The sequence below is a fragment of the Streptomyces sp. NPDC001606 genome (genome assembly GCF_053596835.1).
This window is the reverse complement of sequence record NZ_JBSFHC010000007.1, coordinates 300,718-327,467: the sequence shown is the minus strand read 5'-3', so window position 1 is coordinate 327,467 and position 26,750 is coordinate 300,718. Positions and strand designations below refer to the sequence as shown.

The 26,750-nt window shown below is 69.6% G+C and carries 21 protein-coding genes and 2 tRNA genes; 4 read left to right on the top strand and 19 right to left on the bottom strand.

All coding sequences use genetic code 11. The features are described 5' to 3' along the window. Positions 1-32: 32 nt before the first annotated feature. The 11 genes from ACWCV9_RS16750 to ACWCV9_RS16700 all read right to left on the bottom strand — a co-directional run bounded on the left by ACWCV9_RS16750 (position 33) and on the right by ACWCV9_RS16700 (position 15,399). Entirely contained in the window at positions 33-2,003 is a 1,971-nt protein-coding gene (locus ACWCV9_RS16750; protein WP_450787345.1) for a TIGR03960 family B12-binding radical SAM protein, read from the bottom strand. A 40-nt stretch (positions 2,004-2,043) separates the two neighbouring features. Next, the gene (locus ACWCV9_RS16745; protein WP_450787343.1) at positions 2,044-3,570 is read right to left on the bottom strand and encodes a CYTH and CHAD domain-containing protein; all 1,527 of its coding nucleotides are present in this window, start codon (positions 3,568-3,570) and stop codon (positions 2,044-2,046) included. Positions 3,571-3,660: 90 nt separating this feature from the next. Next, entirely contained in the window at positions 3,661-4,857 is a 1,197-nt protein-coding gene (gene rodA / locus ACWCV9_RS16740) for a rod shape-determining protein RodA (protein WP_450787341.1), read from the bottom strand. Continuing rightward, on the bottom strand, positions 4,854-7,112 hold the full coding sequence (gene mrdA, locus ACWCV9_RS16735) for a penicillin-binding protein 2 (RefSeq protein WP_450787340.1): 2,259 nt from the start codon (positions 7,110-7,112) through the stop codon (positions 4,854-4,856). Before mrdA ends, rodA begins: the two co-directional genes overlap by 4 nt. Positions 7,113-7,228: 116 nt before the next feature. After that, positions 7,229-7,906: a rod shape-determining protein MreD gene (mreD, locus tag ACWCV9_RS16730; RefSeq protein WP_385847874.1), complete on the bottom strand. Its 678-nt coding sequence runs from the start codon at positions 7,904-7,906 to the stop codon at positions 7,229-7,231. A 13-nt stretch (positions 7,907-7,919) separates the two neighbouring features. After that, the gene (gene mreC / locus ACWCV9_RS16725) at positions 7,920-8,849 is read right to left on the bottom strand and encodes a rod shape-determining protein MreC (RefSeq protein ID WP_450787338.1); all 930 of its coding nucleotides are present in this window, start codon (positions 8,847-8,849) and stop codon (positions 7,920-7,922) included. A gap of 161 nt (positions 8,850-9,010) precedes the next feature. Further along, positions 9,011-10,030, bottom strand: a complete 1,020-nt coding sequence (locus ACWCV9_RS16720) for a rod shape-determining protein (RefSeq protein ID WP_385847876.1) — start codon at positions 10,028-10,030, stop codon at positions 9,011-9,013. 288 nt (positions 10,031-10,318) lie between these two features. Continuing rightward, on the bottom strand, positions 10,319-10,732 hold the full coding sequence (ndk, locus tag ACWCV9_RS16715) for a nucleoside-diphosphate kinase (RefSeq protein ID WP_385847877.1): 414 nt from the start codon (positions 10,730-10,732) through the stop codon (positions 10,319-10,321). Positions 10,733-10,796: 64 nt separating this feature from the next. Next, positions 10,797-11,159, bottom strand: a complete 363-nt coding sequence (locus tag ACWCV9_RS16710; RefSeq protein WP_450787336.1) for a DUF4233 domain-containing protein — start codon at positions 11,157-11,159, stop codon at positions 10,797-10,799. A 10-nt stretch (positions 11,160-11,169) separates the two neighbouring features. Beyond that, entirely contained in the window at positions 11,170-12,684 is a 1,515-nt protein-coding gene (folC, locus tag ACWCV9_RS16705) for a bifunctional tetrahydrofolate synthase/dihydrofolate synthase (protein WP_450787334.1), read from the bottom strand. Positions 12,685-12,774: 90 nt separating this feature from the next. After that, a complete protein-coding gene (locus tag ACWCV9_RS16700; RefSeq protein WP_450787332.1) occupies positions 12,775-15,399 on the bottom strand; it encodes a valine--tRNA ligase in 2,625 nt (874 codons plus the stop codon). 162 nt (positions 15,400-15,561) lie between these two features. Between ACWCV9_RS16700 and ACWCV9_RS16695 the strand changes: the two genes are divergently transcribed. Both ACWCV9_RS16695 and ACWCV9_RS16690 read left to right on the top strand, forming a co-directional pair. Continuing rightward, a complete protein-coding gene (locus ACWCV9_RS16695) occupies positions 15,562-16,014 on the top strand; it encodes a hypothetical protein (RefSeq protein ID WP_450787331.1) in 453 nt (150 codons plus the stop codon). 176 nt (positions 16,015-16,190) lie between these two features. Further along, the gene (locus ACWCV9_RS16690) at positions 16,191-17,165 is read left to right on the top strand and encodes a hypothetical protein (protein WP_450787330.1); all 975 of its coding nucleotides are present in this window, start codon (positions 16,191-16,193) and stop codon (positions 17,163-17,165) included. 72 nt (positions 17,166-17,237) lie between these two features. Here the strand turns inward: ACWCV9_RS16690 and clpX are convergent, their stop codons facing one another. From clpX to ACWCV9_RS16665, 5 genes are all read right to left on the bottom strand, one after another. Further along, complete coding sequence (clpX, locus tag ACWCV9_RS16685; RefSeq protein ID WP_385847887.1) at positions 17,238-18,524, bottom strand: ATP-dependent Clp protease ATP-binding subunit ClpX; 1,287 nt, start codon at positions 18,522-18,524, stop codon at positions 17,238-17,240. A 170-nt stretch (positions 18,525-18,694) separates the two neighbouring features. Further along, positions 18,695-19,360 (bottom strand): ATP-dependent Clp protease proteolytic subunit, encoded by a 666-nt coding sequence (locus ACWCV9_RS16680; protein WP_385847889.1) that lies wholly within the window; start codon positions 19,358-19,360, stop codon positions 18,695-18,697. A gap of 67 nt (positions 19,361-19,427) precedes the next feature. Further along, a complete protein-coding gene (locus ACWCV9_RS16675; protein WP_385847933.1) occupies positions 19,428-20,033 on the bottom strand; it encodes an ATP-dependent Clp protease proteolytic subunit in 606 nt (201 codons plus the stop codon). Between the two features lie 323 nt (positions 20,034-20,356). Next, the gene (gene tig / locus ACWCV9_RS16670; RefSeq protein WP_450787328.1) at positions 20,357-21,724 is read right to left on the bottom strand and encodes a trigger factor; all 1,368 of its coding nucleotides are present in this window, start codon (positions 21,722-21,724) and stop codon (positions 20,357-20,359) included. A gap of 189 nt (positions 21,725-21,913) precedes the next feature. Beyond that, positions 21,914-21,990, bottom strand: a tRNA-Pro gene (locus ACWCV9_RS16665). Between the two features lie 162 nt (positions 21,991-22,152). Between ACWCV9_RS16665 and ACWCV9_RS16660 the strand changes: the two genes are divergently transcribed. After that, positions 22,153-22,223 (top strand) — tRNA-Gly (locus ACWCV9_RS16660). Positions 22,224-22,279: 56 nt separating this feature from the next. On the opposite strand, the gene atpF is transcribed toward ACWCV9_RS16660, so the two are convergent. From atpF to ACWCV9_RS16645, 3 genes are read right to left on the bottom strand one after another with little or no spacing between them, the layout of a single operon-like run. Further along, on the bottom strand, positions 22,280-22,786 hold the full coding sequence (gene atpF, locus ACWCV9_RS16655) for a F0F1 ATP synthase subunit B (RefSeq protein WP_450787327.1): 507 nt from the start codon (positions 22,784-22,786) through the stop codon (positions 22,280-22,282). Between the two features lie 58 nt (positions 22,787-22,844). Continuing rightward, positions 22,845-24,998, bottom strand: coding sequence for a protein kinase domain-containing protein (locus tag ACWCV9_RS16650; protein WP_450787325.1), 2,154 nt, complete (start codon positions 24,996-24,998; stop codon positions 22,845-22,847). 55 nt (positions 24,999-25,053) lie between these two features. Next, entirely contained in the window at positions 25,054-25,248 is a 195-nt protein-coding gene (locus ACWCV9_RS16645) for a hypothetical protein (protein WP_385847917.1), read from the bottom strand. A gap of 370 nt (positions 25,249-25,618) precedes the next feature. Here ACWCV9_RS16645 and ACWCV9_RS16640 point away from each other — a divergent pair, with 370 nt between their 5' ends. Then, positions 25,619-26,746, top strand: coding sequence for an acyltransferase family protein (locus ACWCV9_RS16640; protein WP_450787323.1), 1,128 nt, complete (start codon positions 25,619-25,621; stop codon positions 26,744-26,746). Positions 26,747-26,750: the final 4 nt, after the last annotated feature.

The window sequence follows — 26,750 nt, the reverse complement described above, 5'->3', positions numbered from 1 at the left end:
TTGGCGTGGCGGGGCGGTTCAGCTCACGCGCGTCAGTGCGTGTGACCGCTCGAAGCGGGCGCCGGGCCTGCGTTCTTGACCGTCAGAGGAAGCAGCTTCTTGCCGGTCGGGCCGATCTGGATGTGGGTGTCCATCTGGGGGCAGACGCCGCAGTCGAAGCAGGGCGTCCAGCGGCAGTCCTCGACCTCGGTCTCGTCGAGGGCGTCCTGCCAGTCCTCCCAGAGCCAGTCCTTGTCCAGGCCGGAGTCGAGGTGGTCCCAGGGCAGGACCTCCTCGTAGCTGCGCTCGCGGGTGGTGTACCAGTCGACGTCCACGCCGAAGGGGGCGAGCGCCTTGTCGGCGCAGCTCATCCAGCGGTCGTAGGAGAAGTGCTCGCGCCAGCCGTCGAAGCGGCCGCCGTCGTCGTAGACCGCGCGGATGACCGCACCGATGCGGCGGTCGCCTCGGGACAGCAGCCCCTCCACGATGCCCGGCTTGCCGTCGTGGTAGCGGAAGCCGATCGAGCGGCCGTACTTCTTGTCGCCGCGGATCTTGTCGCGGAGCTTCTCCAGGCGCGCGTCCGTCTCCTCGGCGGAGAGCTGCGGCGCCCACTGGAAGGGGGTGTGCGGCTTCGGGACGAAACCGCCGATCGAGACCGTGCAGCGGATGTCGTTGGACCGCGACACCTCGCGGCCCTTCTGGATCACGCGGGTCGCCATGTCGGCGATCTGGAGGACGTCCTCGTCGGTCTCCGTGGGCAGGCCGCACATGAAGTACAGCTTCACCTGGCGCCAGCCGTTGCCGTAGGCGGTGGCCACGGTCCGGATCAGGTCCTCTTCCGAGACCATCTTGTTGATGACCTTGCGGATGCGCTCCGAGCCGCCCTCGGGGGCGAAGGTCAGGCCGGAGCGGCGGCCGTTGCGGGTCAGCTCGTTGGCCAGGTCGATGTTGAAGGCGTCGACGCGGGTGGAGGGCAGCGAGAGGCCGATCTTGTCTTCCTCGTAGCGGTCCGCCAGCCCCTTGGCGATGTCACCGATCTCCGAGTGGTCCGCGGAGGAGAGGGAGAGCAGGCCGACCTCCTCGAAGCCGGTCGCCTTCAGACCCTTCTCGACCATCTCGCCGATACCGGTGATCGAGCGCTCGCGCACCGGGCGGGTGATCATGCCGGCCTGGCAGAAACGGCAGCCGCGGGTGCAGCCGCGGAAGATCTCCACCGACATGCGCTCGTGCACCGTCTCGGCCAGCGGCACCAGCGGCTGCTTGGGGTACGGCCACTCGTCCAGGTCCATGACCGTGTGCTTGGAGACGCGCCACGGGACACCGGAGCGGTTGGGGACCACGCGGGCGATACGGCCGTCAGGGAGGTACTCGACGTCGTAGAACGCCGGGATGTACACCCCACCGGTCTTCGCCAGCCGCAGCAGGACCTCCTCGCGGCCGCCGGGGCGGCCCTCCGCCTTCCACTCCCGGATGATCCGGGTCATGTCCAGCACGGCCTGCTCGCCGTCGCCGATGACCGCCGCGTCGATGAAGTCGGCGATCGGCTCCGGGTTGAACGCGGCATGTCCGCCGGCCAGCACGATCGGGTCGTCGATCGTGCGGTCCTTGGACTCCAGGGGGATGCCGGCCAGGTCCAGGGCGGTGAGCATGTTGGTGTAGCCCAGCTCCGTGGAGAAGCTGAGGCCGAACACGTCGAAGGCCTTCACCGGGCGGTGGCTGTCGACGGTGAACTGCGGGACGCCGTGTTCCCGCATCAGCGCCTCCAGGTCCGGCCAGACGCTGTAGGTGCGCTCGGCCAGGACCCCCTGCTGCTCGTTGAGGACCTCGTAGAGAATCATGACGCCCTGGTTGGGCAGACCGACCTCGTATGCGTCCGGGTACATGAGTGCCCAGCGGACATCGCAGGACTCCCACGGCTTGACCGTGGAGTTGAGCTCTCCGCCGACGTACTGGATCGGCTTCTGCACGTGCGGGAGCAGAGCTTCGAGCTGCGGGAACACCGACTCGGCGGCTTCGGCAGGCATCTCGCGAACCTTCGTGAGCTGACAGGGGGGACCATCAAGCCTAACCCGCCCGGCGGCTCTCCCCGTACGCTCGGTCCGCCGCCCCCGCACCGATCTCCTCCCACAGCCGGGGCAGCTCGGCCTCCGTGGCCGCCGCCCGGGCCTCCTCCCTGCCGTACAGCACCCCGTAGGTGAACGGGTTCTCCCCCGCCGCGTGCGCCACCGCGGCCAGCTCCAGCAGGGTCCTGCGGGCCATGACGCTGTCCTGGTGGTCGCCGAGGAGGGTGGTGAGCGACTTCATGGACCGGGTGAGGGCGCGGGCGGGGGCGCCGAGTGCCGCGGTGGCCGCCTCGGCCGCGTACCGGGTGCGCTTGGCCTTCTTGCGGGCCTCGTGCAGGGCGAGGTCGCGGTCCTGGCCGGGCGGCAGCTCCAGGGCCTCTCCGACCAGCGCGGTCAGCTTCCTCAGATCCTTGTGTACGGCCTTGCCGAGCACCTTCTCCGGCTTCCGGCCCGCGTCCTTGCGCAGCGGCGGTTCCGCGAGGAGCGCGTCCAGGGTGTCCAGCAGGGTGAGGTAGCGGCGGGAGTCGAGGACACCGGTCAGATGCGCGTGGGCGCCGCGTCGCCGGGCCTCCGCCCAGCCCGTGAGGCGTGCCCGGACGGGGCCGAGGACCAGGGCGGGCGGGAGCGCGTCCAGGGCGGTGGTCAGCCGCTCGGCCAGCACCTCCTGGTCGCGGTCGACGCCCAGCTCGCCCGCGAGCCACTTCAGCTCGGCGCCGAGCGGCTCGGTGACCGTGCGGTCGAGGACCGTGCGGAAGCTGCGCAGGGTGCTGCGGGCCCGGCGGGTGGCGACCCGCATCCGGTGCACGGCGTCCGGGATGTCCCGACGCACCGCCGGGTCGAGCGCCACCAGTGCGTCCCGCTGGGCGCGGAGGTAGGCGAGGACATGGTCGCCGGCGGTCACCGGCTCCGGGCGGGGGCCCGGCCCGGCGGTGGTGGCGGTCTGCTCCAGCGCCCTCGCCAGCTTCGAAGCCGACCTCGACGGCCGTACGCCCGCCTTGCGCAGCCGCTTCTCCACCGTGTCCAGAAAGGCGGGATCACCGCCGTCGGCCAGCTCGACCTCGATCTCGGTCCACTGGGCGGCGCCCCGCGCCCCGGTGAGCCGCTCGGCGGTCACCGTGTCCACGCTCGCCTCGGCCAGCAGGCCGCCGTCGGCGTCGACCAGGTGGCGCACATCGCGGGCGGAGCGCAACCGGACCAGCGGGACCAGCTCGGCGTCCCGGACCCGGGAGCGGACCAGGGCGGCCAGCTCCTCGGGGACGGTGTCGGACAGCGGCGCCCGCAGCTCGTCACGGACGCCGGGAGCCACCGGGAACTTCAGATGCCAGCCGGCGTCCCCGCCACCGGTACGGCGGCGCAGGGTGAGGGAGTCGGCGGCCAGGCGCTCGTCGATCGTGTCGTAGTAGACGGCGTCCAGCTCGACCAGGCCCTTGTCGAGGACGGCCGCCACCCCGCCCGCCCCGGTCAGATCGGGCAGCCCGCTGTCGTCGGATTCGTACTTGCGCTCGATCTCGCGTTTCGTATCCGCCATGGATCGAATCTAGTGGCCCCCGCACGGGTGCGGCAGAGGTCGTTCCGGGTGAAGGGCGGAAACCTGCCGCCCTTCACCCGGTGCAGCCGCTCAGGCCGACAGCGGCCGCTGCACCTTGATCGACTGGAGCAGGCCGATCGCTATCCACACGGCGAACATCGATGATCCGCCGTACGACACGAACGGCAGCGGCAGACCGGTGACCGGCATGATGCCGAGGGTCATGCCGATGTTCTCGAAGGACTGGAAGGCGAACCAGGCGACGATCCCGGCCGCCACCGTGGTGCCGTACAGCTCGGTGGAGTCGCGGGCGATCCGGCAGGCGCGCCACAGGATCACGCCGATCAGGAAGATGATGAAGCCGGCGCCGAGGAAGCCCAGCTCCTCCCCCGCGACGGTGAAGACGAAGTCCGTCTGCTGCTCGGGCACGAACTGGCCGGTGGTCTGCGAGCCGTGGAAGAGCCCGGCCCCGGTCAGACCGCCCGAGCCGATCGCGATCCGGGCCTGGTTGGTGTTGTAGCCGACGCCCGAGGGGTCCAGGTCCGGGTTGGCGAAGGCCGCGAAGCGGTTGATCTGGTACTCGTCCAGGATGTGCAGCTGCCAGATGGCGATGCAGCCGATCACGCCCGTCAGGAGCAGTCCGAAGACCCAGCGGTTGGAGGAGCCCGAGGCGAGCAGCACGCCCAGGATGATCGCCACCATCGCGAGCACCGAGCCGAGGTCGGGCATGAGCAGCAGGATCAGACACGGGACGGCCGCCAGCCCCAGGGCCTGCGCCACGGTCCGGTGGTCCGGGTACGGCTTGTCTCCCGCGTCCACCCGGGTGGCCAGCAGCATCGCCATGCCCAGGATGATCGCGATCTTGAGGAACTCGGCCGGCTGGATGGAGAAGCCGCCGATCACGATCCAGTTGCGCTGGCCGTTGATCGTGGCGCCCAGCGGGGTGAGGACCACCAGGGCCAGCAGCACGGACAGGCCGTAGAGGACCGGCACGGCGTTGCGCAGGGCGCGGTGGCCCAGCCAGATCGTGACGATCATCAGGGCCAGTCCGATGCCGAGGTTCATCAGATGGCGGACCAGGAAGAAGTAGGGGTCGCCCTGGTTGATCTCGGTGCGGTTGCGGGTGGCCGAGTAGACCAGCAGCGAGCCCAGCAGGGACAGCCCGAGGGCGGCCAGCATGATCGGCCAGTCGAGCCGCCGGGCCAGGGAGTCACGGGCGAAGATCCTGGTCCAGCCGGCCCGGTCGGGGCCGTACCCGGAGACGGAGAAGGTGTTCGCGCCGGTCATGAGGGCATCCTTCGGCTGCCCCGCCCGCGGTTCCCGCGGGGCCTTCTGCGGGTGTTGCGGTTGCCCGTGGTGGGCGAGGGGCTGGTGGCGGGCTGCTGGTCGCTGTTGTTGCTGGGGTTGTCCTGCTGGGAGGCCTCGGCGTCCTTGCCCGGGTCGCCGGTGACCTTCGGGGCGGCGATGGTGCCGTCGGGGCGGACCTTCGGCAGGCCCTTCTGCGGCTGGGGCAGCAGCGCCTTCTTCTGGTCGATGGAGCCGTCGCCCTGGACGCCGTAGAGCGCGCTGTAGATGTTGCGCACGGCCTCACCGGCGGAACCGGAACCGGTACCGGCCTGCGAGATCGTCATGATCACCGAGTAGTCCTTGGAGTACGTGGCCAGCCAGCCCGTGGTCTGCTTGCCGTAGACCTCCGCGGTACCCGTCTTGCCGTGCAGCGGGATCTTGTCCTGCGGCCAGCCGTTGAACTTCCAGGCGGCGGTACCGCGGGTGATGACGCCCGCGAAGGCGTCGTCCATGCCCTTGAGGGTGGCCTGGCTGACCGGCAGCCTGCCGTTGACCTTCGGCTTGATCGGGGTGACGGTCTTGCCGTCGGCGCTGATGACGGCCTTGCCGATGGTCGGCCGGTACATGGTGCCGCCGTTGGCGACGGCGCCGTAGATCACGGCCTCCTGGATCGGCGTGACGAGGGTGTCGCCCTGGCCGATGGAGTAGTTGATCTCGTCACCCTCGCGCATCTTGTTGCCCTCGAGGCAGTTCTCGTAGGCGATCTTCTCGACGTAGCTGCCGTCCTTCTTGCCGGACTTGCACCAGGCGTCCTTGTTGGCCTTCCAGTAGTTCAGCTTCCACTGGCGGTCGGGGACCCGGCCGGTGACCTCGTTGGGCAGGTCGATGCCGGTCTCCTTGCCGAGGCCGAACTGGTGGGCCGTCTTGAAGAAGTAGTCCTTCGGCTGGCCCTTCTTGGGGTTGATCCCGCCGTCCCGCTTCCACTCCTTGTCGGCCAGGCCGTAGAAGACGGTGTCGCAGGAGACCTCCAGGGCGCGGCCGAGGGAGATGTCGCCGAAGTTCTCGCCCTCGAAGTTCTTGAAGACCTGGCCGCCGACGGAGTAGGAGCTGGTGCACGGGTAGCCGCCGTCGAAGGGGTAACCGGCGTTGACCGCGGCGGCCGTGGAGACCACCTTGAAGGTCGAGCCGGGTGCGGCCTGACCCTGTATGGCCCGGTTCAGCAGCGGGTAGTCGGAGTCCTTGCCGGTGAGGGCCTTGTAGTCCTTGGCGGAGATGCCGCCCACCCACACGTTCGGGTCGTAGGTGGGCGCGGAGGCCATCGCGACGATCCGGCCGGTCTTGGCCTCCATCACCACCACGGCGCCCGAGTCGGCCTTGTAGTTCTCGCCGGTGATCTTGTCGAACTGTTCGCGGGCGGCCTTCATCGCCTTGTCCAGCTCGTACTCCGCGACGCGCTGCACCCGGGAGTCGATGCTGGTGACGAGGTTGGAACCGGCCTCGGCGGCGTCCGACTTGGCCTTGCCGATGACCCGGCCGAGGTTGTCCACCTCGTAGCGGGTGACGCCGGCCTTGCCGCGCAGCTCCTTGTCGTACTCCCGCTCCAGGCCGGAGCGGCCCACCATGTCGGAGCGCAGATACGGCGAGTCGGTGTTCTTCGCCTTCTGGATCTCGTCGTCGGTGACCGGCGAGAGGTAGCCGAGGACCTGGGCGCTGTTGGCCTTGCCGGGGGCCGGGTAGCGGCGCACGGCCTCGGGCTCGGCGGTGATGCCGGGGAAGTCCTCGGAGCGCTCACGGATCTGCAAGGCCTGCTTGGGGGTGGCCTTGTCGGTGATCGGGATCGGCTGGTACGGCGAGCCGTTCCAGCAGGGCTGGGGGGTCTTGGCGTCGCACAGCCGGACCTTCTGCCTGACCTCCTCGGGCTTCATGCCGAGCACGCCGGCCAGCTTGGCCAGCACCGCCTTGCCGCCGTCCCGCTGCTTGAGCAGGTCGGTGCGGGAGGCGGAGACGACCAGCCGGGTCTCGTTGTCCGCGAGGGGCACGCCGCGGGCGTCCAGGATGTCACCGCGCACGGCGGGCTGGACGACCTGCTGGACGTGGTTGCCGGAGGCCTCCTTCTGGTACTCCGCGCCCTCCCGGATCTGGAGGTACCACAGGCGGCCGCCGAGCGTGCCGAGGAGGGACAGGACGAGGATCTGGATCACGACGAGCCGGGTCTGGACCCGTGGGGTCCGACCGGTCTCGGGAATGTTGGTCACTGCGGCTGTCTCCCCCTCTCAGTGCGCCCGGGCGACTGCGTGTACGAATGATGAACGACCGGGCGATGAGCCCGCGTTCCGCGAAATCTGACCCGTTCGGGTGAACTCGCCCGTGTTCACAGCCGCTTGACCCCCTTGATCCGGCCGACCCTGGCCGAGCGGGTGCGCGCCTTGGCCTTCAGCGCGCCGAGGCCGCCGCGCTGGCTGCCGATGCGCAGGCCGGTGCCGGAGGACAGGAAGCCGGAGGAGATGTCGCTCGCCTTGGCGGTGGACGCGGACTCGGCCAGCGGGTCGTTGTCGCTGCGGCGGGCCAGCCACATCACCCCGGGCACCACGAACGGCGCCAGCAGCAGGTCGTACAGGGCGGCCGAGAACAGCAGGCCGGGCAGCCCGACATGGCGGGCGGCGGTGTCGCCGACCAGCGCGCCCACCCCGGCGTACAGCAGGGTGGAGCCGATCGCGGCGGCGACCACCACGGCCATCGGGCCGGTCGCCGACTTCAGCCGGCCGTTCTCCGGCTTGATGAGCCCGGCGAAGTAGCCGGTCACGCAGAGCACCAGGGCGTAGCGGCCGGCCGCGTGGTCGGCGGGCGGGGCCAGGTCGGCCAGCAGACCGGCGCCGAAGCCGACGAGGGCGCCGCCGACATGGCCGTACACCATCGCCAGGCCGAGGACGGTGAGGAGCAGCAGGTCGGGCACTGCGCCGGGCAGATGCAGCCGGGCCAGCACGCTCACCTGGATCACCAGCGCCACGACGACCAGCGCGGAGGAGAGCAGGATCCGGTTGACACGCATGGGGATTCAGCTCCTACTGCTGCTGGTTGGCGTCGGCCGATGGAGTGACGGTGACGGTGACGGTCGGCGTCGGGACCGGCTTGGGCTTGGCCGGCAGCACCTCGTCCCGCGGGTCCTTCTTGGGCGCCTGCACGACCACACCGACGATGTCGAGCTTGGTGAAGCCGACGTACGGGGTGACGTAGACGGTGCGGGTGAGGCCGCCGTTGGAGGGGTCGACCCGGGAGACCACGCCGACCGGCACGCCCGGCACGAACGGCTTGTCGCCCTGGGAGCCGAAGGTGACCAGCCGGTCCCCCTTCTTGACCTCAGCCTTGGCATCGAGCAGCTGCACCCGCAGCGGGCGGTCGCCCTGGCCGGAGGCGAAGCCGAGTTCGTCGCTGTTCTCCATCCGGGTGCCCACGGTGAAGTCGGGGTCGTTGGCGAGCAGCACGGTGGCGGTGTCCGGGCCGACGGTGGTGACCCGGCCGACCAGGCCGTCGCCGTTGAGGACCGTCATGTCCCGCTGGATGCCGTCGTTGGCGCCGGCGTCGATGGTGATGGTCCAGGAGAAGCCCTGCGCCGACCCTATGGCGATGACCTGGGCGCCCTTGATGCCGTACTGGCCCTCGCCGGCGATCTTGAGCATCTTGTCCAGCTGGTTCAGCCGGCTGCGGTTGCGGTCGTCGCTGCCGAGTTTCGCCTTGAGAGCCGCGTTCTCCTTCTCCAGCGCGGCCAGCCGGGTGTGCCGGCGGCCGGAGTCACGGATGGCGGATACGGCATTGCCCACCGGGTCGACCGCCGAGGACATTCCGTTCTCCACCGGGCCGAACACCGCGGCCGCGGCCTGCCGGGCACCCTCGACCGGTGAGTTCCGGCCTCCCCGGATGTCCACCGTGATCAGCGCGAACGCGATGGCGACCAACAGGACCAGGAGCAGCCGGCTCTCTTTCGTGTCCCTCACGTGCGGCGGCCGTGCCCTTCCTCGATAGGAATTCGGGAGCCCTCCCGGACGCTTGCGAAAAAACGCAAACCCGAGGGGCCCATTCGGGAGCTTATGCCTCTATATCAACGATCCGCCGCACGAGAGGAGAACGTCTCGTACGGCGGAATCGAAGAGTTGCGTCATCTGCGCGGGGCGGCGTCCAGCACCTGCTGGAGCGCCTCGAACTCCTCGACGCACTTGCCGGAGCCGAGCGCGACGCTGTCCAGCGGGTCCTCGGCGATGTGGATCGGCATCCCGGTCTCCCGGCGCAGCCGCTCGTCGAGTCCGCGCAGCAGGGCTCCGCCGCCGGTCAGAACGATTCCTCGGTCCATGATGTCGCCGGACAGCTCCGGCGGGCACTTGTCGAGGGTCGTCTTGACCGCGTCCACGATCGCGTTGACCGGCTCCTCGATCGCCTTGCGGACCTCGGCGGCCGAGATCACCACGGTCTTCGGCAGCCCGGAGACCAGGTCGCGGCCGCGGACCTCGGTGTGCTCGTCGGCGTCGAGTTCGTACGCCGAACCGATCGTGATCTTGATCTGCTCGGCCGTCCGCTCACCCAGCAGAAGGCTGTACTCCTTCTTGATGTACTGGATGATCGCGTTGTCCAGTTCGTCACCGGCGACCCGGATGGACTGGGCGGTGACGATGCCGCCGAGTGAGATGACCGCGACCTCCGTGGTGCCGCCGCCGATGTCCACCACCATGTTGCCGGTGGCCTCGTGGACCGGCAGACCGGAGCCGATGGCAGCGGCCATGGGCTCCTCGATGATGTGCACCTGGCGCGCACCGGCCTGGGTGGACGCCTCGATCACGGCGCGGCGCTCGACGCCCGTGATGCCCGAGGGCACACAGACGACGACCCGCGGCCGGGCGAGATACCGCCGCTTGTGGATCTTCAGGATGAAGTAGCGGAGCATCCGCTCGGTGATCTCGAAGTCGGCGATCACGCCGTCCTTCAGCGGGCGGACGGCCACGATGTTGCCGGGCGTCCGGCCGATCATCTTCTTGGCTTCGGCACCGACCGCGAGGATGCCACCGGTGTTCGTGTTGATCGCGACCACGGACGGCTCGTTCAGCACGATCCCGCGACCCCTGACGTACACCAGCGTGTTGGCGGTCCCGAGGTCGACAGCCATGTCACGGCCGATGAACGACATTGAGTTCCCCATCCGGATTCATCTGGCCTTCCCGAGCTTTGAGGGCATGTCAGGACGGCGAGGCGGGTGCTGTGACGTGAAGGCTTCCATCGTAAACGCGCCTCCACGAACACTGCGCGAGGGTCCTGGCCATTGTCACCAGATGGCGGCTCACCTCGCTTCTGGAGACGGGCGTTCGGGGGCGCTCGTTCCCTCAAATGCCCGGACTATGCCAGAAAGGTCCGGGCTCGGGTGGCAGAAAGGTCCGGGACCGCGCCCGGACCTTTCCCTGCACTGCCGTCGACCGGCTCAGGCGCGGCCGGGGAAGAAGATCTTCACCTCGCGCTCGGCGGACTCCTCGGAGTCGGAGGCGTGGATCAGGTTCTCGCGGACGATCACCCCGAAGTCCCCGCGGATCGAACCGGGCGCGGCGGCGATCGGGTCGGTCGGGCCGGCCAGCTGGCGGACGCCCTCGATGACCCGCTCGCCCTCGACGATCAGGGCGACGACCGGACCGGAGGACATGAACGCGACCAGCGGCTCGTAGAAGGGCTTGCCCTTGTGCTCGCCGTAGTGCTGCTCCAGCGTGTCCTGGTCAAGGGTGCGCAGCTCCAGCGCGGTGATCTGCCAGCCGGCCTTGCGCTCGATACGGCTGATGATCTCGCCGGTCAGGCCGCGACGGACGGCGTCGGGCTTGAGCAGGACGAGGGTGCGCTGGCTCACGGGGGGACTCCTTCTGACTGACGTGTGCGGTGGCACGAGGTTACAGGGCGTGTCGGGGCTCCGGTCACGCAGCGTCAGGTGTAGAGGAGGCGGCCTCCGCCTGCGCCGCGAAGCGGGCCTTCGCTTCGTCCACCTTTCTGCCGTAGTGCACCGAGGCCCACCACAGCGCCCCGAACACCACGCCCATGAAGTACATGGTCGGCACGTAGACACCGGAGGCGACCAGGGCGATCTGGAGGGCCCAGCCGAGGGCCACCCCGCCGCGCCGGGTGACCATGCCGCACAGCAGCAGACACAGCAGCATGGCGATCCCGCTGACCAGCCACACCGTGGTGACGGACAGGCTGCCGTCCTTCATGGCGACGAGCCCGGCGAAACCGATGATGAAGAACTCGCCGATGAGAGTGGATGAGCACAGCGTACGCACGTCGGACCCCTCAGCCCTTCCCGAGCAGCAGTCGGGCCTCGCCGACCGTGATGACGGAACCGGTGACCAGCACACCGCCGCCCGCGAACTCGCCCTCTTCCTCGGCCAGCGTGATCGCGGCCTCCAGGGCGTCCGGCAGCCGCGGCTCGACCTGTACCCGCTCCTCGCCGAACACCTCGACGGCGATCGCGGCCAGCTCGTCCGCGTCCATGGCGCGGTGGCTGGAGTTCTGGGTGACGACGATCTCCGCGAAGATCGGCTCGAAGGCCTCCAGCAGCCCGCGCACGTTCTTGTCACCGCTGGCGCCGACCACGCCGATCAGCCGGGTGAAGTCGAAGGCCTCCTGCACCGCCTCCGCGGTCACCCGCGCGCCCGCAGGGTTGTGCGCCGCGTCCAGGACGACGGTGGGTGAGCGCCGTACGACCTCCAGCCGGCCCGGGGAGGACACGGCCGCGAAGGCCTTGCGCACGGTGTCGTTGTCGAGCGGCTCCGGGCGCTGTGCGCCGACGCCGAAGAACGCCTCGACGGCGGCGAGCGCGACGGCCGCGTTGTGCGCCTGGTGGGCGCCGTGCAGCGGGAGGTACACCTCGGGGTACTCGCCGCCGAGGCCGCGCAGCGTCACCAGCTGGCCGCCGACGGCGACCTGCCGGGCCACCACGCCGAACTCCAGGCCCTCGCGGGCCACGGTGGCGTTGACCTCGACGGCCTTCTTCAGCAGCACCTGCGCCGCGTCCACCGGCTGCTGGGCCAGGATGACGGTCGCGTCCTGCTTGATGATGCCGCCCTTCTCGGCGGCGATCTCACCGGTGGTCCCGCCGAGGCGGTCGGTGTGGTCCAGGTCGATGGGGGTGATCACCGCGACGTCCGCGTCGATCACGTTCGTGGCGTCCCAGGAGCCGCCCATGCCGACCTCGACGACCGCGACGTCCACCGGGGCGTCGGCGAAGGCGGCGTACGCCATGCCGGTGAGCACCTCGAAGAAGGACAGCCGGAACTCCTGCCGGCCGTCCACCATCTCCACGTACGGCTTGATGTCCTGGTACGTCTCGATGAAGCGCTCGGCGGAGACCGGGGCGCCGTCCAGGCTGATCCGCTCGGTGATCGACTGCACGTGCGGGCTGGTGTAGCGGCCGGTGCGCAGCTCGAAGGCGCCGAGCAGGGCCTCGATCATGCGGGCGGTGGAGGTCTTGCCGTTGGTCCCCGTGATGTGGATGGACGGGTACGACCGCTGCGGCTCGCCCAGCACGTCCATCAGCGCGGCGATACGGCCGACCGAGGGCTCCAGCTTGGTCTCGCCCCAGCGGGTGGCCAGCTCCGTCTCGACCTCGCGCAGGGCCTTGTCGACCTCCGGGTCCTCGGGTCGCGTGGGTACATCGGCCTGCGGCAGGCCGCCCTGGGTGCGCAGGGTGCGGCTGCCGGCCTCGATCACCGCGAGATCGGGGTCGCGGGTGGTCTCGGCGTCGATGAGGTCGTCGAAGCGGTCGAGGGGGTCGGGCTGGTCGTCGGTGCCGGGGTTTTCGCTCACGGGGCCAGTCTACGAGCGGGGAGTGACAGAGAGGGACGAAGGCCCCCGGCGCCTGCGCGGCACCGGGGGCCTTCGTCGCCGTACGGACGGCTACGCCTGCGGCAGCCGGTCCAGCTGGGACTGGATGCGGGCGATGTCCTCGTCGGCCTTGGCCAGCCGCGTGCGGATCTTGTCCACCACGTTCTCCGGCGCCTTCGCCAGGAAGGCCTCGTTGCCGAGCTTGGCCGTGGCCTGGGCCTTCTCCTTCTCCGCGGCGGCCAGGTCCTTCGCCAGCCGCTTGCGCTCCGCCGCCACGTCGATCGTGCCGGAGAGGTCCAGCGCGACCTCGGCGCCGGCGACCGGCAGGGTGGCGGTAGCGGTGAAGGAGTCGCCCTCCGGCTGGAGGCGGAGCAGGCTGCGGATGGCCGCCTCGTGCGGGGCGAGCGCCGTGCCGTCGAGGGTCAGCCGGGCCGGGACCCGCTGGCCGGGCTGGAGACCCTGGTCGGCGCGGAAGCGGCGGACCTCGGTGATGACCGACTGGAGCGTCTCGATCTCGCGCTCGGCGGCCTCGTCGCGGAAGCCGCTGTCCTTCGGCCAGTCGGCGAGGACGACCGACTCGCCGCCCGTCAGCGTGGTCCACAGGGTGTCCGTGACGAACGGGACGACCGGGTGGAGCAGCTTGAGGGTGACGTCCAGGACCTCGCCGAGGACGCGCTTGCTGGCCTCGGCCGGCGCGCCGCCCGCCTGGAAGACCGTCTTGGACAGCTCGACGTACCAGTCGAAGACCTCGTCCCACGCGAAGTGGTAGAGGGCGTCCGACAACTTGGCGAACTGGAAGTCCTCGTAGAACGCGTCGACCTCGGCGACGGTCTTGTTGAGGCGGGACAGGATCCAGCGGTCGGTGGCGGACAGCTGCTCGGGGTCGGGCAGCGGGCCCTCGACCGTCGCGCCGTTCATCAGCGCGAAGCGGGTCGCGTTCCAGATCTTGTTGGCGAAGTTCCGGGACGCCTGGACCCAGTCCTCGCCGATCGGCACGTCGGTGCCGGGGTTGGCGCCGCGGGCCAGGGTGAAGCGGACGGCGTCGGAGCCGTACTTGTCCATCCAGTCCAGCGGGTCGACGACGTTGCCGAAGGACTTCGACATCTTCTTGCCGCGCTCGTCGCGGACCAGGCCGGTGAGCGCGATGGTCTTGAAGGGGGCCTCGCCGTCCATGGCGTACAGGCCGAACATCATCATCCGGGCGACCCAGAAGAAGATGATGTCGTGGCCGGTGAGCAGGACGTCGGTCGGGTAGAACTTGCGCAGGTCCGCGGTCTGCTCGGGCCAGCCGAGGGTGGAGAACGGCCACAGGCCGGAGGAGAACCAGGTGTCGAGGACGTCGGTGTCCTGACGCCAGCCCTCGCCGGACGGCGGCTCCTCGTCGGGGCCGACGCAGACGACCTCGCCCTCCGGGCCGTACCAGACCGGGATGCGGTGGCCCCACCACAGCTGGCGCGAGATGCACCAGTCGTGCATGTTGTCGACCCAGTCGAAGTAGCGCTTCGACATGTCCTCGGGGTGGATCTTCACCCGGCCGTCGCGGACGGCGTCACCGGCGGCCTTGGCCAGCGGGCCGACCTTGACCCACCACTGCATCGACAGGCGCGGCTCGATGGTGGTCTTGCAGCGCGAGCAGTGGCCGACGGAGTGGAGGTAGGGCCGCTTCTCGGCGACGATCCGGCCCTGCGAGCGCAGTGCGCCGACGATCGCCGAGCGGGCCTCGAAGCGGTCCAGGCCCTCGAACGGGCCGGGCACGGTGATGACCGCGCGCTCGTCCATGACCGTGATGGACTCCAGGCCGTGGCGCTGGCCGATCGCGAAGTCGTTCGGGTCGTGGGCCGGGGTGACCTTGACGGCACCGGTGCCGAACTCGGGGTCGACGTGGGTGTCGGCGACGACCGGGATGGTGCGGTCGGTCAGCGGCAGCTTGATGCGCTTGCCGACCAGGTGCCGGTAGCGCTCGTCGTCCGGGTGGACGGCGACGGCGGTGTCGCCCAGCATCGTCTCGGCGCGGGTGGTGGCGACGACCAGCGTCTCCTCGCCCTCGCCGTACGTGATGGAGACCAGCTCGCCGTCGTCCTCCTGGTACTCCACCTCGATGTCGGAGATGGCGGTGAGGCAGCGGGGGCACCAGTTGATGATGCGCTCGGCGCGGTAGATCAGGTCGTCGTCGTAGAGCTTCTTGAAGATGGTCTGGACGGCCTTGGAGAGGCCCTCGTCCATGGTGAAGCGCTCACGCGACCAGTCGACGCCGTCGCCGAGGCGGCGCATCTGGCCGAGGATCTTGCCGCCGTACTCTTCCTTCCACTGCCAGACGCGCTCGACGAACTCCTCGCGGCCCAGGTCGTGGCGGGACTTGCCCTCCTCGGCGAGCTGCTGCTCGACCTTGTTCTGGGTGGCGATGCCGGCGTGGTCCATGCCCGGCAGCCAGAGCGCCTCGAAGCCCTGCATGCGCTTGCGGCGGGTGAGGGCGTCCATCAGCGTGTGCTGGAAGGCGTGGCCCAGGTGCAGGCTGCCCGTGACGTTCGGCGGCGGGATGACGATCGTGTACGGCGGCTTGTCGCTCTTGGCGTCCGCCTCGAAGTAACCCCGCTCTACCCAGCGCTCGTACAGCGGCCCCTCTACATCGGCCGGCGCGTACTGGGTCGGCAGTTCGGAGTCGGGCGCGGGTGGCTGCTGCTGAGCGTTCTCGGTCACGGGGGTCAGTTTAGAGGCCCCGCTGCGCTGTACTGAAACCCGATTCCCGGCACGCAGAGCCCCTTGTCCAGACTCGCGGCTGACCAGAAACAGACTCCCGAGCTGCGCACACGTGTTTGATTGTCGTACTCACGTCACAAAGGCGTCGTCTAGGGGAGATTCATGAAGAGCCAGCGGATGGCAATGGCAGGAGGGCTGGCGGCGGCCGGTCTCATGGTCGCGACGCTCACCGCTCATCCCGCCGCAGCTGCATGGCAGGGCTGTTCAGTGCCCTGGCGGAAGGGGATCAACGTCCCGTACCTCGCCGCCACGGGAGGCGGCGACCAGACGTACACCGGGAAGAACTCCCTGGACGACGTCAGCCTCTACGTCAAGGACACGGCGGCGGACGGGCTCCACGTAGCGATCAGGCTGGTGACCAGGAGGTCGGACGGCAGCGACCACTACTGGAGCTGGCACCACCTCTACTCAGGCGGAGGCACAAGCCAGACCTGGAACACCAAGGCATCCGACACGGCCGGGATACGCAAGGTGTTCCGCGAGGTCGGCGTGTTCAAGGGGACATCGATGCTCTCCGCGTGTGCCACTCCGGGTGAAGCCAACCCTCAGTGGTAGCCCTCGCCCACTGCTCGTCGTCTGTCTGCTGATCCCCCCGGCTCCGGCATTCCGCCGAGCCGTGCCCGGCCGCATCGTTTGCATCTTTGGTAACGATGCGGCCCCCGGTGCCGTGCGTCCGACGCGTCTGAGCCAGGATGTCGGGAACACATAAGCATCTGGAGGGGAACCCAGGAATGAGCAACAACCAGCCGGGCCCGTACGGCGGGCCGCCCCAGCAGCCGGGTCCGTACGGCCAGCAGGGGCAGCCTGGTCCGTACGGCCAGCCGGGCCCGTACGGCCAGCAGCCGCAGGCTCCGCAGCCCGGCTACGGCTACCCCCAGCAGGCTCCGCCGGCCGCTCCCCAGCCCGGTTACGGCTACCCGCAGCAGGGTGTGCCGCCGCAGCCGAACCCGTACGGCCAGCAGCCGGGCGGATACCCGCAGCAGCCCTACGGCGGCATGCCGCAGGCTCCGCAGCCGGAGGGCGGCAAGAAGAAGACGGGCCTGATCATCGGCGCGGTGGCCGTGGTGGCGGCCGTGGCGGTGGGGGCGTACTTCGTGCTCGGCGGCGGGGGTGGCGGGAGTTCCGTCGCGGACGACGGGGCGCACAAGCTGATCACGCCGGCGACGGTGCTGTCCGAGTACAAGAAGAAGGACGGCCAGTCGGACACGATGACGTCCAAGGACCTCAAGGACGCGGAGAAGTGGGGGGTCCACGACCCCAAGGACGTCGACGCGGGCTACCAGTCGGGCGATGACAGCAATCCGCTGAGCATGAAGATGATCAAGTTCGGCGGTGTGTACGGCACGATCGACGACCCCGAGAAGACCGTCGACGCGATGTTCGCCTACATGAAGACCCAGAGCCTGAAGGACGACAGCAGCGACGGCCAGTACAGCCTGGTGGGCGAGCCGAAGCAGTACAACCCCGCCTCGCTCAAGGACGCGGTCCTCAAGTGCCAGCAGGTGAAGGGCAAGAACACGGACAGCTCGTCCGGGGGCGGGCCCAAGGAGATGACCTTCGACATCTGCATCTGGGGCGACCACAGCACCCTCGGCATGGTCATGCCGATGGACATCGCCACCCTGATGGCAGGCCGGGCCCCCGACCAGGCGCAGGACGCCGAACTGGCGGCGAAGTTCCGCAACGAGGTCCGCGTCAAGGCCTGAGCACGCGGAGCGCTTGAACGCCGACGGGCAGGCACCCCTCGCGGGGTGACTGCCCGTCGTTCGTGTGGAGGGTCAGGCCGACTTCTGCTCGCCCGAGCCCCGGCCGCGGGAGTCGCGGGGGATCAGGGTGGGGTTGACGTTGGAGAGGACCACGTCGGCGGTGATGACGACTCGGGCGACGTCCTTGCGGGACGGGACCTCGTACATCACGCCCTGGAGGACCTCCTCCATGATGGCGCGCAGGCCGCGGGCGCCGGTCTGGCGGAGGATGGCCTGGTCGGCGATGGCCTCCAGGGCCTCGCGCTCGAAGTCCAGCTCCACTCCATCGAGTTCGAAGAGACGCTGGTACTGCTTGACGAGCGCGTTGCGGGGCTCGACCAGGATCTGGAGGAGCGCCTCGCGGTCCAGGTTGTGCACCGAGGTGATCACCGGCAGGCGGCCGATGAACTCGGGGATCATGCCGAACTTGACCAGGTCCTCCGGCATGACGTCCTCGAAGACGTCCTTGGCCTCCAGCTCGCGCTTGGAGAGGATCGTGGCCCCGAAGCCGATGCCCTTCGCGCCGGCCCGCGCCTCGATGATCTTCTCCAGGCCCGCGAAGGCACCGCCCACGATGAACAGGACGTTCGTCGTGTCGATCTGGATGAACTCCTGGTGGGGGTGCTTACGGCCGCCCTGGGGCGGGACGGAGGCCGTGGTGCCCTCGAGGATCTTCAGCAGGGCCTGCTGGACGCCCTCGCCCGAGACGTCCCGGGTGATCGACGGGTTCTCGCTCTTGCGGGCCACCTTGTCGATCTCGTCGATGTAGATGATCCCGGTCTCGGCCTTCTTGACGTCGTAGTCGGCCGCCTGGATCAGCTTCAGGAGGATGTTCTCGACGTCCTCACCCACATAGCCCGCCTCCGTGAGCGCGGTCGCGTCGGCGATCGCGAACGGGACGTTCAGCATGCGGGCCAGGGTCTGGGCGAGGAGCGTCTTGCCGGAGCCCGTGGGGCCCAGCAGGAGGATGTTGGACTTCGCCAGCTCGATGGCGTCCTCACGGCCGCCCGGGCCGCCGTTCTCCCCCGCCTGGACGCGCTTGTAGTGGTTGTACACCGCGACCGAGAGAGCCTTCTTGGCGGCTTCCTGGCCGACCACGTAGCCCTCGAGGAACTCGTAGATCTCGCGGGGCTTCGGGAGCTCCTCCCAGCGCACCTCGCTCGTCTCTGCGAGCTCCTCCTCGATGATCTCGTTGCAGAGATCGATGCACTCGTCGCAGATGTACACACCGGGCCCTGCGATGAGCTTCTTGACCTGCTTCTGGCTCTTGCCGCAGAACGAGCACTTGAGCAGATCGCCGCCGTCACCGATGCGTGCCACGGTGTGCTTCCCCTTCGCCTGGGAGACGCCGGGACACTTTCGAGTCCAGCGGCTCCTGGTGCTGCCTTATGTCGACGGTACCTTGCCGGGCCCCGTGTTCGGGCCCCCCTTGGCAGGGTTCACTTTGACGTGAACCGCGCCAAAGGGGGCTCAGAGTGCGCCGTTCCGCGTCAGCGGACCGAGGCGTTGTTCAGCTTGCGGGTGGAGATGATCTGGTCGACGAGGCCGTACTCCAGCGCCTCCTCGGCCGTGAGGATCTTGTCGCGCTCGATGTCCTCGCGGATCTGCTCGATCGGCCGGTTGGAGTGCTTGGCCAGCATGTTCTCCAGCTGCTCACGCATCCGGGTGAACTCGTTGGCGATGATCTCCAGGTCGGAGAGCTGACCGCGGCCGGTGGAGCCGGCGGGCTGGTGGATCAGCACCCGGGAGTTCGGCAGCGCCATGCGCTTGCCCGGGGTGCCGGCGGCGAGCAGGATGGCCGCGGCGGAGGCCGCCTGGCCCATGCAGACCGTCTGGATGTCGGGCTTCACGAACTGCATCGTGTCGTAGATCGCCGTCAGGGCGGTCATGTCGCCACCGGGGCTGTTGATGTAGATCGAGATGTCCCGGTCCGGGTCCATCGACTCCAGGCACAGCAGCTGCGCCATGACGTCGTTGGCGGAGGCGTCGTCGATCTGGACGCCCAGGAAGATCACGCGCTCCTCGAAGAGCTTCGCGTACGGGTCGTACTCGCGGATGCCCTGGGAGGTGCGCTCGACGAAGCGCGGAATGACGTAGCGGCTGTCGGGGCGGGGCCCTTCGTACATGCCGCTGGCGGCGCCGGAGAAGTTGTTCATGGGGTTCACCGTCCTGGTGGGCGTTCGGGGGCTGGTGTCTCGGCGGTGCGTGGCGTGGCCGGGCCGGTCAGGCGCCGGTGCCGCCGCCTCCCGGAACACCCGAGGCGTGCATCATGATCTCGTCAATGAGACCGTACTCCTTGGCCTCTTCCGGCGTGAACCAGCGGTCGCGGTCGGCGTCGCGGAGGATCGTCTCGACCGACTGCCCGGAGTGGAGCGCGGTCAGCTCCGTCATGGTCTTCTTGGTCCGCAGCAGGTACTGGGCCTGGATCTTGATGTCCGAGACCGTACCTCCGAGGCCCGCGGAGCCCTGGTGCATCATGATGTCCGTGTGCGGCAGGGCGAAGCGCTTGCCGGCGGTGCCGCCGGTGAGCAGGAACTGGCCCATCGAGGCCGCCATGCCCATGCCGATCGTGACCACGTCGTTCGGGATGTACTGCATGGTGTCGTAGATCGCCATGCCGGCCGTCACCGAGCCGCCGGGGCTGTTGATGTAGAGGTAGATGTCCTTGTCGGGCTCGGCCGCGAGGAGCAGCAGCTGCGCGGTGATCTTGTTGGCGATGTCGTCGTCAACCTGCTGGCCGAGGAAGATGATCCGCTCGTTGAGCAGCCGGTTGTAGACCTGGTCGCCGAGGCCACCACCGATGGAAGGCTCGCCGGCGGCGGAGGGCATCAGATTCGTCACGTATCCACCTGCTCGTCTTACGACGGCGCCGGGCCGTCTCATTGTTCTGCCTTTCATGGACCCTAACGCGAGGGTCCCTTCGGGGAATCCCGGAGATGACAGTGTTCGCCGGGGGCGTAGCGGCTCCGCCGGGGGCCGGGACCCTGCTCGCGGTGGGGCGTGCGGCGCGTGGGCGGCTGCGGGGAGTCCGTGGTCGCTCGCGCAGTTCCCCGCGCCCCTTCAGGTCGGCTGCCACCCCGCATACGACAAACGGGCCCCGGGGATGGTCCCCAGGGCCCGTCGTCCATGCCTCAGCGGCGCCGTAGGGCTGCTCAGCCCTCGGTGTTCTCCTCGGAGGTCTCCGACGCCTCGGCGGCCTCGGTCTCCTCCTCGTCGTCCAGGTTGACGATCTCGCCGTTGGTGTCCTTCACCGTGGCGGCCTCGACCACGACGGCCAGGGCCTTGCCGCGGGCGACCTCACCGACGAGGAGCGGCACCTGGCCACCCTCGACGACGGCCTGGGCGAACTGGTCGGGGGACATGCCGGAGGAGGCCGCACGCCGCATGAGGTGCTCGGTGAGCTCCTCCTGGTTGACGTTCAGCTGCTCCTTCTTGACCAGCTCGTCCAGGACGAACTGGGTCTTGATGCCCTTGACCGCGGCCTCGCGGGTCTCGGTCTCGAACTCCTCGGCGGTCTTGCCCTGGATCTCCAGGTACTTGTCGAGGGTGAGGCCCATCTGGCCGAGCTGGTGGTGCTCCAGGTTGTGCTTGCGGGTGTTGACCTCGTCCTCGAGCAGCTTCTCGGGGACCGGGACCTCGACCAGCTCGAGGAGCTTCTCCAGGACGCGCTCCTGGGCCTGGGTGGCCTGGTCGAACTGCTTCATGTTCGTCAGGCGCTTGCGGCTGTCGGCCTTGAGCTCGTCCAGGGTGTCGAACTCGGAGGCGAGCTGCGCGAACTCGTCGTCCAGCTCGGGCAGTTCACGCTTGGCGACCTGGGTGACCTTGACGGTGACCTCGGCCTCCTTGCCCGCGGCGGAGCCGCCCTTCAGCTCGGAGGTGAAGGTGGCCTCCTCACCGGCGGACAGGCCCTTGACGGCGTCGTCGATGCCGTCCAGCAGCTCACCGGAGCCGATGGTGTAGGAGACGCCGTTGGCGATGCCGTCCTCCAGCACCTCGCCGTCGACCTTGGCCTCCAGGTCGATGGTGACGACGTCGCCGTCCTCGGCGGCGCGCTCGACCGGGGAGGTGGAGGCGAAGCGCTCGCGCAGCTGCTCGACCGACTTCTCGACGTCCTCGTCGGTGACCTCGATGGCGTCGACCTCGACCTCGATGCCGGAGTAGTCCGGGATCTCGAGGGCCGGGCGGACGTCGACCTCGGCGGTGAAGTTCAGCGTCTCGCCGTCCTTCAGCTCGGTGATGTCGACGTCGGGCTGGCCCAGCGGGCTCAGCTCGGCCTCGTTGACCGCCTCGGTGTAGAACTTGGGCAGCGCGTCGTTGACGGCCTCCTCCAGCACCGCACCGCGGCCGAACCGCTGGTCGATGACGCGGGCCGGGATCTTGCCCTTACGGAAGCCCTTCACCGTGACCTGCTGGTTGATCTTCTTGTACGCCGCGTCGAGGCTGTCCTTGAGCTCCTCGAAGGGCACCTCGACAGTGAGCCGAACCCGGGTCGGGTTCAGGGTCTCCACGGCGCTCTTCACGGTTCGGTCTCCTTGTGGCTGACTGCTTGGGTTCTGCCGGAGCCAGACAGGTCCGGCGGATTCGCCGCCCGGAGGAGTACGTAGGCCGTTGGGGGCCGGGTCACACGGGCGCGCAGCTTGCATAGTAACCGCAGCCGGTCAGCGCCCCAAAAGGCGATCTTCACAGGGCGTTTTCACAACGCCTTCCGGTGGTCGGGGTGGCGGGATTTGAACCCACGGCCTTCCGCTCCCAAAGCGGACGCGCTACCAAGCTGCGCCACACCCCGTCTGGTGCGACACGTAGGGTACATGGCCCGGCCGGATCCGTCGGCCGTAATTGCAGGGAGCGGCGGGCCCGGTGCGCCGCGTACCGAACACGTTGGCCTCGACGGCGGACGACCCGCTACGATGCGTGCAGTGCCGCGGTCACCGACCTGCGGCGCGCGCTTGCGGGCGTAGCTCAATGGTAGAGCCCTAGTCTTCCAAACTAGCTACGCGGGTTCGATTCCCGTCGCCCGCTCTGTACGGCTCAGGGCCAGGCGGAGGAGTGTTCCTCGGCCTGGCCCTGTTCGCTCGCTACAGGCCTGTGGCGCTTCGAGCGTCCAGGTCCGAGAAGAAGCGGTCCACGATCTCGCTGTCGGCAGCACCTTCGAGAGCCTCGCCGACCACCCGGCCGGCCAGCTCCGTGGCCAACGACACGACGTCTCCCCGCAGCTCCGTCTCCGCGATGACACGGTCGGCCGCAAGCCGTGCCTGGGCCTCCTCGATCATCGCCGCGCGTTCCCGCAGGCCCTCGGCGCGCATCTCGGCGATCAGACGCGTGCCCTCTTCCAGAGCCTCCTGGCGCAGGCGGGCCGCCTGGTGCCGGGCCTCGGCCAGTTCCTCGCGATACCCGGCGAGGACTTCACCGGCTTCCGCCGTCAGCTGTTCGGCCCGTTCCTTCTGGCCGTCGATGGCGTCCTTCCGTTCGCCGAGGACCTTGTTGACGCGTGGCAGGAGGACCTTGGCCATGCAGGCGAAGATCACGGCGAAGCACACGACGCCGACCACCGTCGGCGCGAGCCCAGGTATCAGAATGCCCATGCCAAGACCATAGGGGAGTAAAGGCCGGCGCCACAGAGTGCGCCGGGTAAGAGTCCCTTCAGAGCTTGCGTGTGTCCACGGTGTAGACCGAGCGGACGCCGTAGGGGACGTACAGGGCGTCGCCGTGGGGCAGGGGGGTGGAGCCGGAGTAGACGAAGATCGGGTCGGTGCGGTCGTCGCGGCCGGGGATGTTGTGGAGTTCCCTGCCGGTGCGGCGGTCGAGGGCGGCGAGGCGGCCGCCCGGGGAGACGACGAAGACGCGGGTGGCGGTCACGGCCGGGGGGCCGGGGCGTTCCACGGAGGAGTGGATTCGCCAGCGGGTGATGCCGGTGGTGGGGTCGACGGCGCGGACCTCGCCGCTGTTGAGGGTGAAGTACACGGTGCCGCCGGCCAGGGTGGCGGTGGCGTCGGCGGGCACGGTGCTGGTCAGCGGGACGATGTGCGGGGCGTGGTGGGTGAGGTCGAGCAGGGTGAGGCGGCGGTAGGGGGAGGCCGTGTCGGCCTCCGGGTCGTCGGGGACGCCCGGGGCCTGGAGGAGGACCAGACGGCCGGCGCCCGCCTGGCCGGCCAGGGTCAGGGCGCCCTCCAGGGAGGTGGCCCAGCGGGGGTCGCCGTTGGCCGGGTCGAGCTGGGAGACGGTGGTGCGCCGGCCCTTGGAGCCGACGCAGAGCAGGTATCCGCGGCCCCGCGCGGCCTGGATCTCGCAGTTGCTGTCGGCGGACATGCTGTGCTGCGCGGGCATGGAGTGTTTCCAGCGGGGCTTGCCGGTGGCGGGGTCGAGCAGGGAGTAGCTCTTGCCGTCGGCGCCCACGACGAGCGGTCCGTCGGCCGTCATCGCGACCGTGCCGTCCCCCAGGGAGGGCTCGATGTCGCCGACGGGCCTGCTCCAGTGGACCTTGCCGGTGCGGGCGTCGACGGCCTGGAGGGCGTAGGAGGGGTCCTGGGCGCCCTTGGGCGAGCTGTCGGCCGTCGTGTAGACGTCGTGGCCGCGGGTGCCCAGCAGTCCGGCGGCAGGGAGCGTGCCGCCGCCGCTGTTCGGGTCGGGGTGGTCGGCGGCGACGCGGGTCCACTCGACCTTGCCGGTGGCGAGGGAGAAGCGGACGGCCTTCAGTCCGTCGCCGGCGCAGATCAGGCCGCCGTCGAGCGCCGCACAGGACGGGAAGGCCGCACCGGCGCTGGTCTGCTTGTCGGTCTCGTGGGCCTGCCAGGGCCGCCACCCCGGGGGCAGGTCGGCCCGCGCGCCCGCGGTCGCGTCCCCGGCCAGCCGCAGCGCGACCAAGGAGCCGGCCGCGGCGAGCACCAGCGCGGCCGCGGCGGAGACCAGCCAGACGGTGCGGCGCCGCCTGCGGGGGCGGGGCGGCTCGGCGTGCCGGGTGCCGGCGTCCGGTCCGGGGTCGGGCAGGCTGCCCTCGCGGAGCAGGTGCAGGAGTTCGCCGGGGGTCGGCCGGTCCTTGGGGTGTTTGGCCAGGCAGAGGCGGACGAAGGGGAGCAGGTCGGCGGGGACGCCGGTCAGGTCGGGGGTGCCCTCGACGACCTTCGTGGCCGTCTCCCAGGGGCTCGGGCTGTCGAAGGGGCCGCGGCGGGTCGCGGCGTGCACCAGGACCGCGCCCAGCGAGAAGATGTCGGTGGCCGGGCCGACCTCGTGCGGCGAGGTGAACTGCTCGGGAGACATGAAGGGCGGGGTGCCCATCACGCGTCCGGTCTGGGTGAGGGCGTCCGCGGCGGCGGACTCGGCGGCGCGGGAGATGCCGAAGTCGATGACCCGGGGGCCGTCCTCGGCGAGCATCACGTTGGCCGGTTTCAGGTCCCGGTGGACGACTCCGGCGCGGTGGATGTCGCGCAGCGCCTCGGCGAGCCCGGCGGCCAGCTCGCGCAGCCGGTCCGGGGGCAGCGGGCCGTGCCGGCGGACATGGGTGCCGAGGTCCTCGCCCGGGATGTAGAGGGTGGCCATCCAGGGGCGGGGCGCGTCGGCGTCGGCGTCCACCACGGGGGCCGTGAAGGCGCCGCTGACCTGGCGGGCCGCGGCGACCTCGCGCCGGAACCGGGTGCGGAACTCGTCGTCGTCGGCGTACTGGCCGTGGACGAGCTTCAGGGCGAGCCGGCGGCCGGAGGCGGACCGGGCGAGGTAGACCACGCCCATGCCGCCGCTGCCGAGGCGGTCCTCGATCCGGTAGCCGCCGACCTCCGCCGGGTCCGAGTCGCGCAGTGCCATCCCCGTACGTCCCCTGTGTGCTCGTACTGCCCCGCTTCCGCGGCTCGTGGCCGGGTCAGAACCTGATCGAGTCGATGGACGCGGCTATCGAGTTCAGGAACCGGTTGATGGATGGTGCCATGCCGGTCGAGGCGAGGAAGAACCCGAAGAGGATCGCGACGATGGCCGGGCCGGGCTTGATGTTCCCCCCTCTGATCAGCACCACCAGGATGATCGCCAACAGCAGCACCACAGACAGTGAAATGGCCACAACTGATCACACCCTCGGTCGGTCCGCTCTGCCGGCCCAGGGGTACGGCCCGCACCCCCGCCAGAACCATCGTGCCACCAACCCGGCCGCCGTATGCGGCCCGTGACAGAACGTCGGCGGGCGCTCGGGGGCGTTGATCGTCCGGCACAGCAATTCTGCAACGTGTTCCCGGATAACTCCCGGGGAAATCAGGCGAGTTCGTTGCAGTATCCACACAGGTAATTCGAACGACCGTCACAGGGAGGCGGTATGCCCCCTTTAGTATGGATGAATCGGTACATCATGGGCGAGCTGCGGCTATCTCAAGGCGATAACCGGTAATGACCGGGGGCGTTTTACGAAATCCAGGGACGGGGCTAGGGTGCTTTAGATGTTCGACGCCGACTCGTCCCCCGGCCAGTCCCGCACGCCTGCCCGCCAGACGACAACGGACAGACCCGGCAGACAGCGTGACGCCTTCTTCGACAACGCCAAGTACCTGGCGATCCTGCTCGTCGCCATCGGGCACTCCTGGGAACCGCTGAAGGCCGACAGCCGCATCCTGCAAGGCGTCTACGCGGTCGTGTACAGCTTCCACATGCCGGCGTTCGTCCTCATCTCCGGCTACTTCTCGCGCAGTTTCGACATGCGCCCGGACCGGCTGAAGCGGCTGGTCACCGGGGTCGTCGTGCCGTACGTCGTGTTCGAGACGGCGTACCCGCTGTTCAAGAACGCGGTCGCCGGCGGCCACGAGGACATCAGCCTCCAGGACCCCTGGTGGGCCACCTGGTTCCTGTGCGCGCTGTTCATCTGGCGGCTGACCACCCCGCTGTGGAAGCTGGTCCGCCATCCGCTGCCGCTGGCCCTCGGCATCGCGATGCTGGCGAGCCTCACGCCGAGCATCGGCGACGACCTCGACCTCCAGCGGGTCTTCCAGTTCCTGCCGTACTTCGTGCTCGGGCTGTGCCTGAAGCCGGAGCACCTCCGGCTGGTGCGGCGCCGCTCGGTGCGGATCGCCGCGGTGCCGGTGGTCGCGGGCGCGCTGCTGTTCGGCTGGTGGGCGGTGCCGCGCATGAACCACGCCTGGCTCTACCACCGCGAGTCCGCGCAGGAGCTGGGTGCCCCCTGGTGGTGCGGCCCGGTGATGACGCTCGCGATGATGGGCTGCGCGCTGGTGCTGACGGCCTGCTTCTTCGCCTGGGTGCCGGGCCGGACGATGTGGTTCACCACGCTCGGCGCGGGCACGCTGTACGGCTATCTGCTGCACGGCTTCGTGGTGAAGTTCGCGGACTACCGCGGCTGGTACGACCACGCCTGGCTGCACCGGCCGCTCGGCCAGATCCTGGTGACGGTGCTCGCGGCCACGGTCATCACCCTGCTGTGCACCCGGCCCGTGCGGCGGGTCTTCCGGTGCGTGGTGGAGCCGAGGATGGAGTGGGCGTTCCGGCAGGACGCCGCCCGGCTGGCCCGGGAGCGGCAGAGCGCGGACCGCGCACCGGAGACGGCCGCCGCGGCCTGACCCC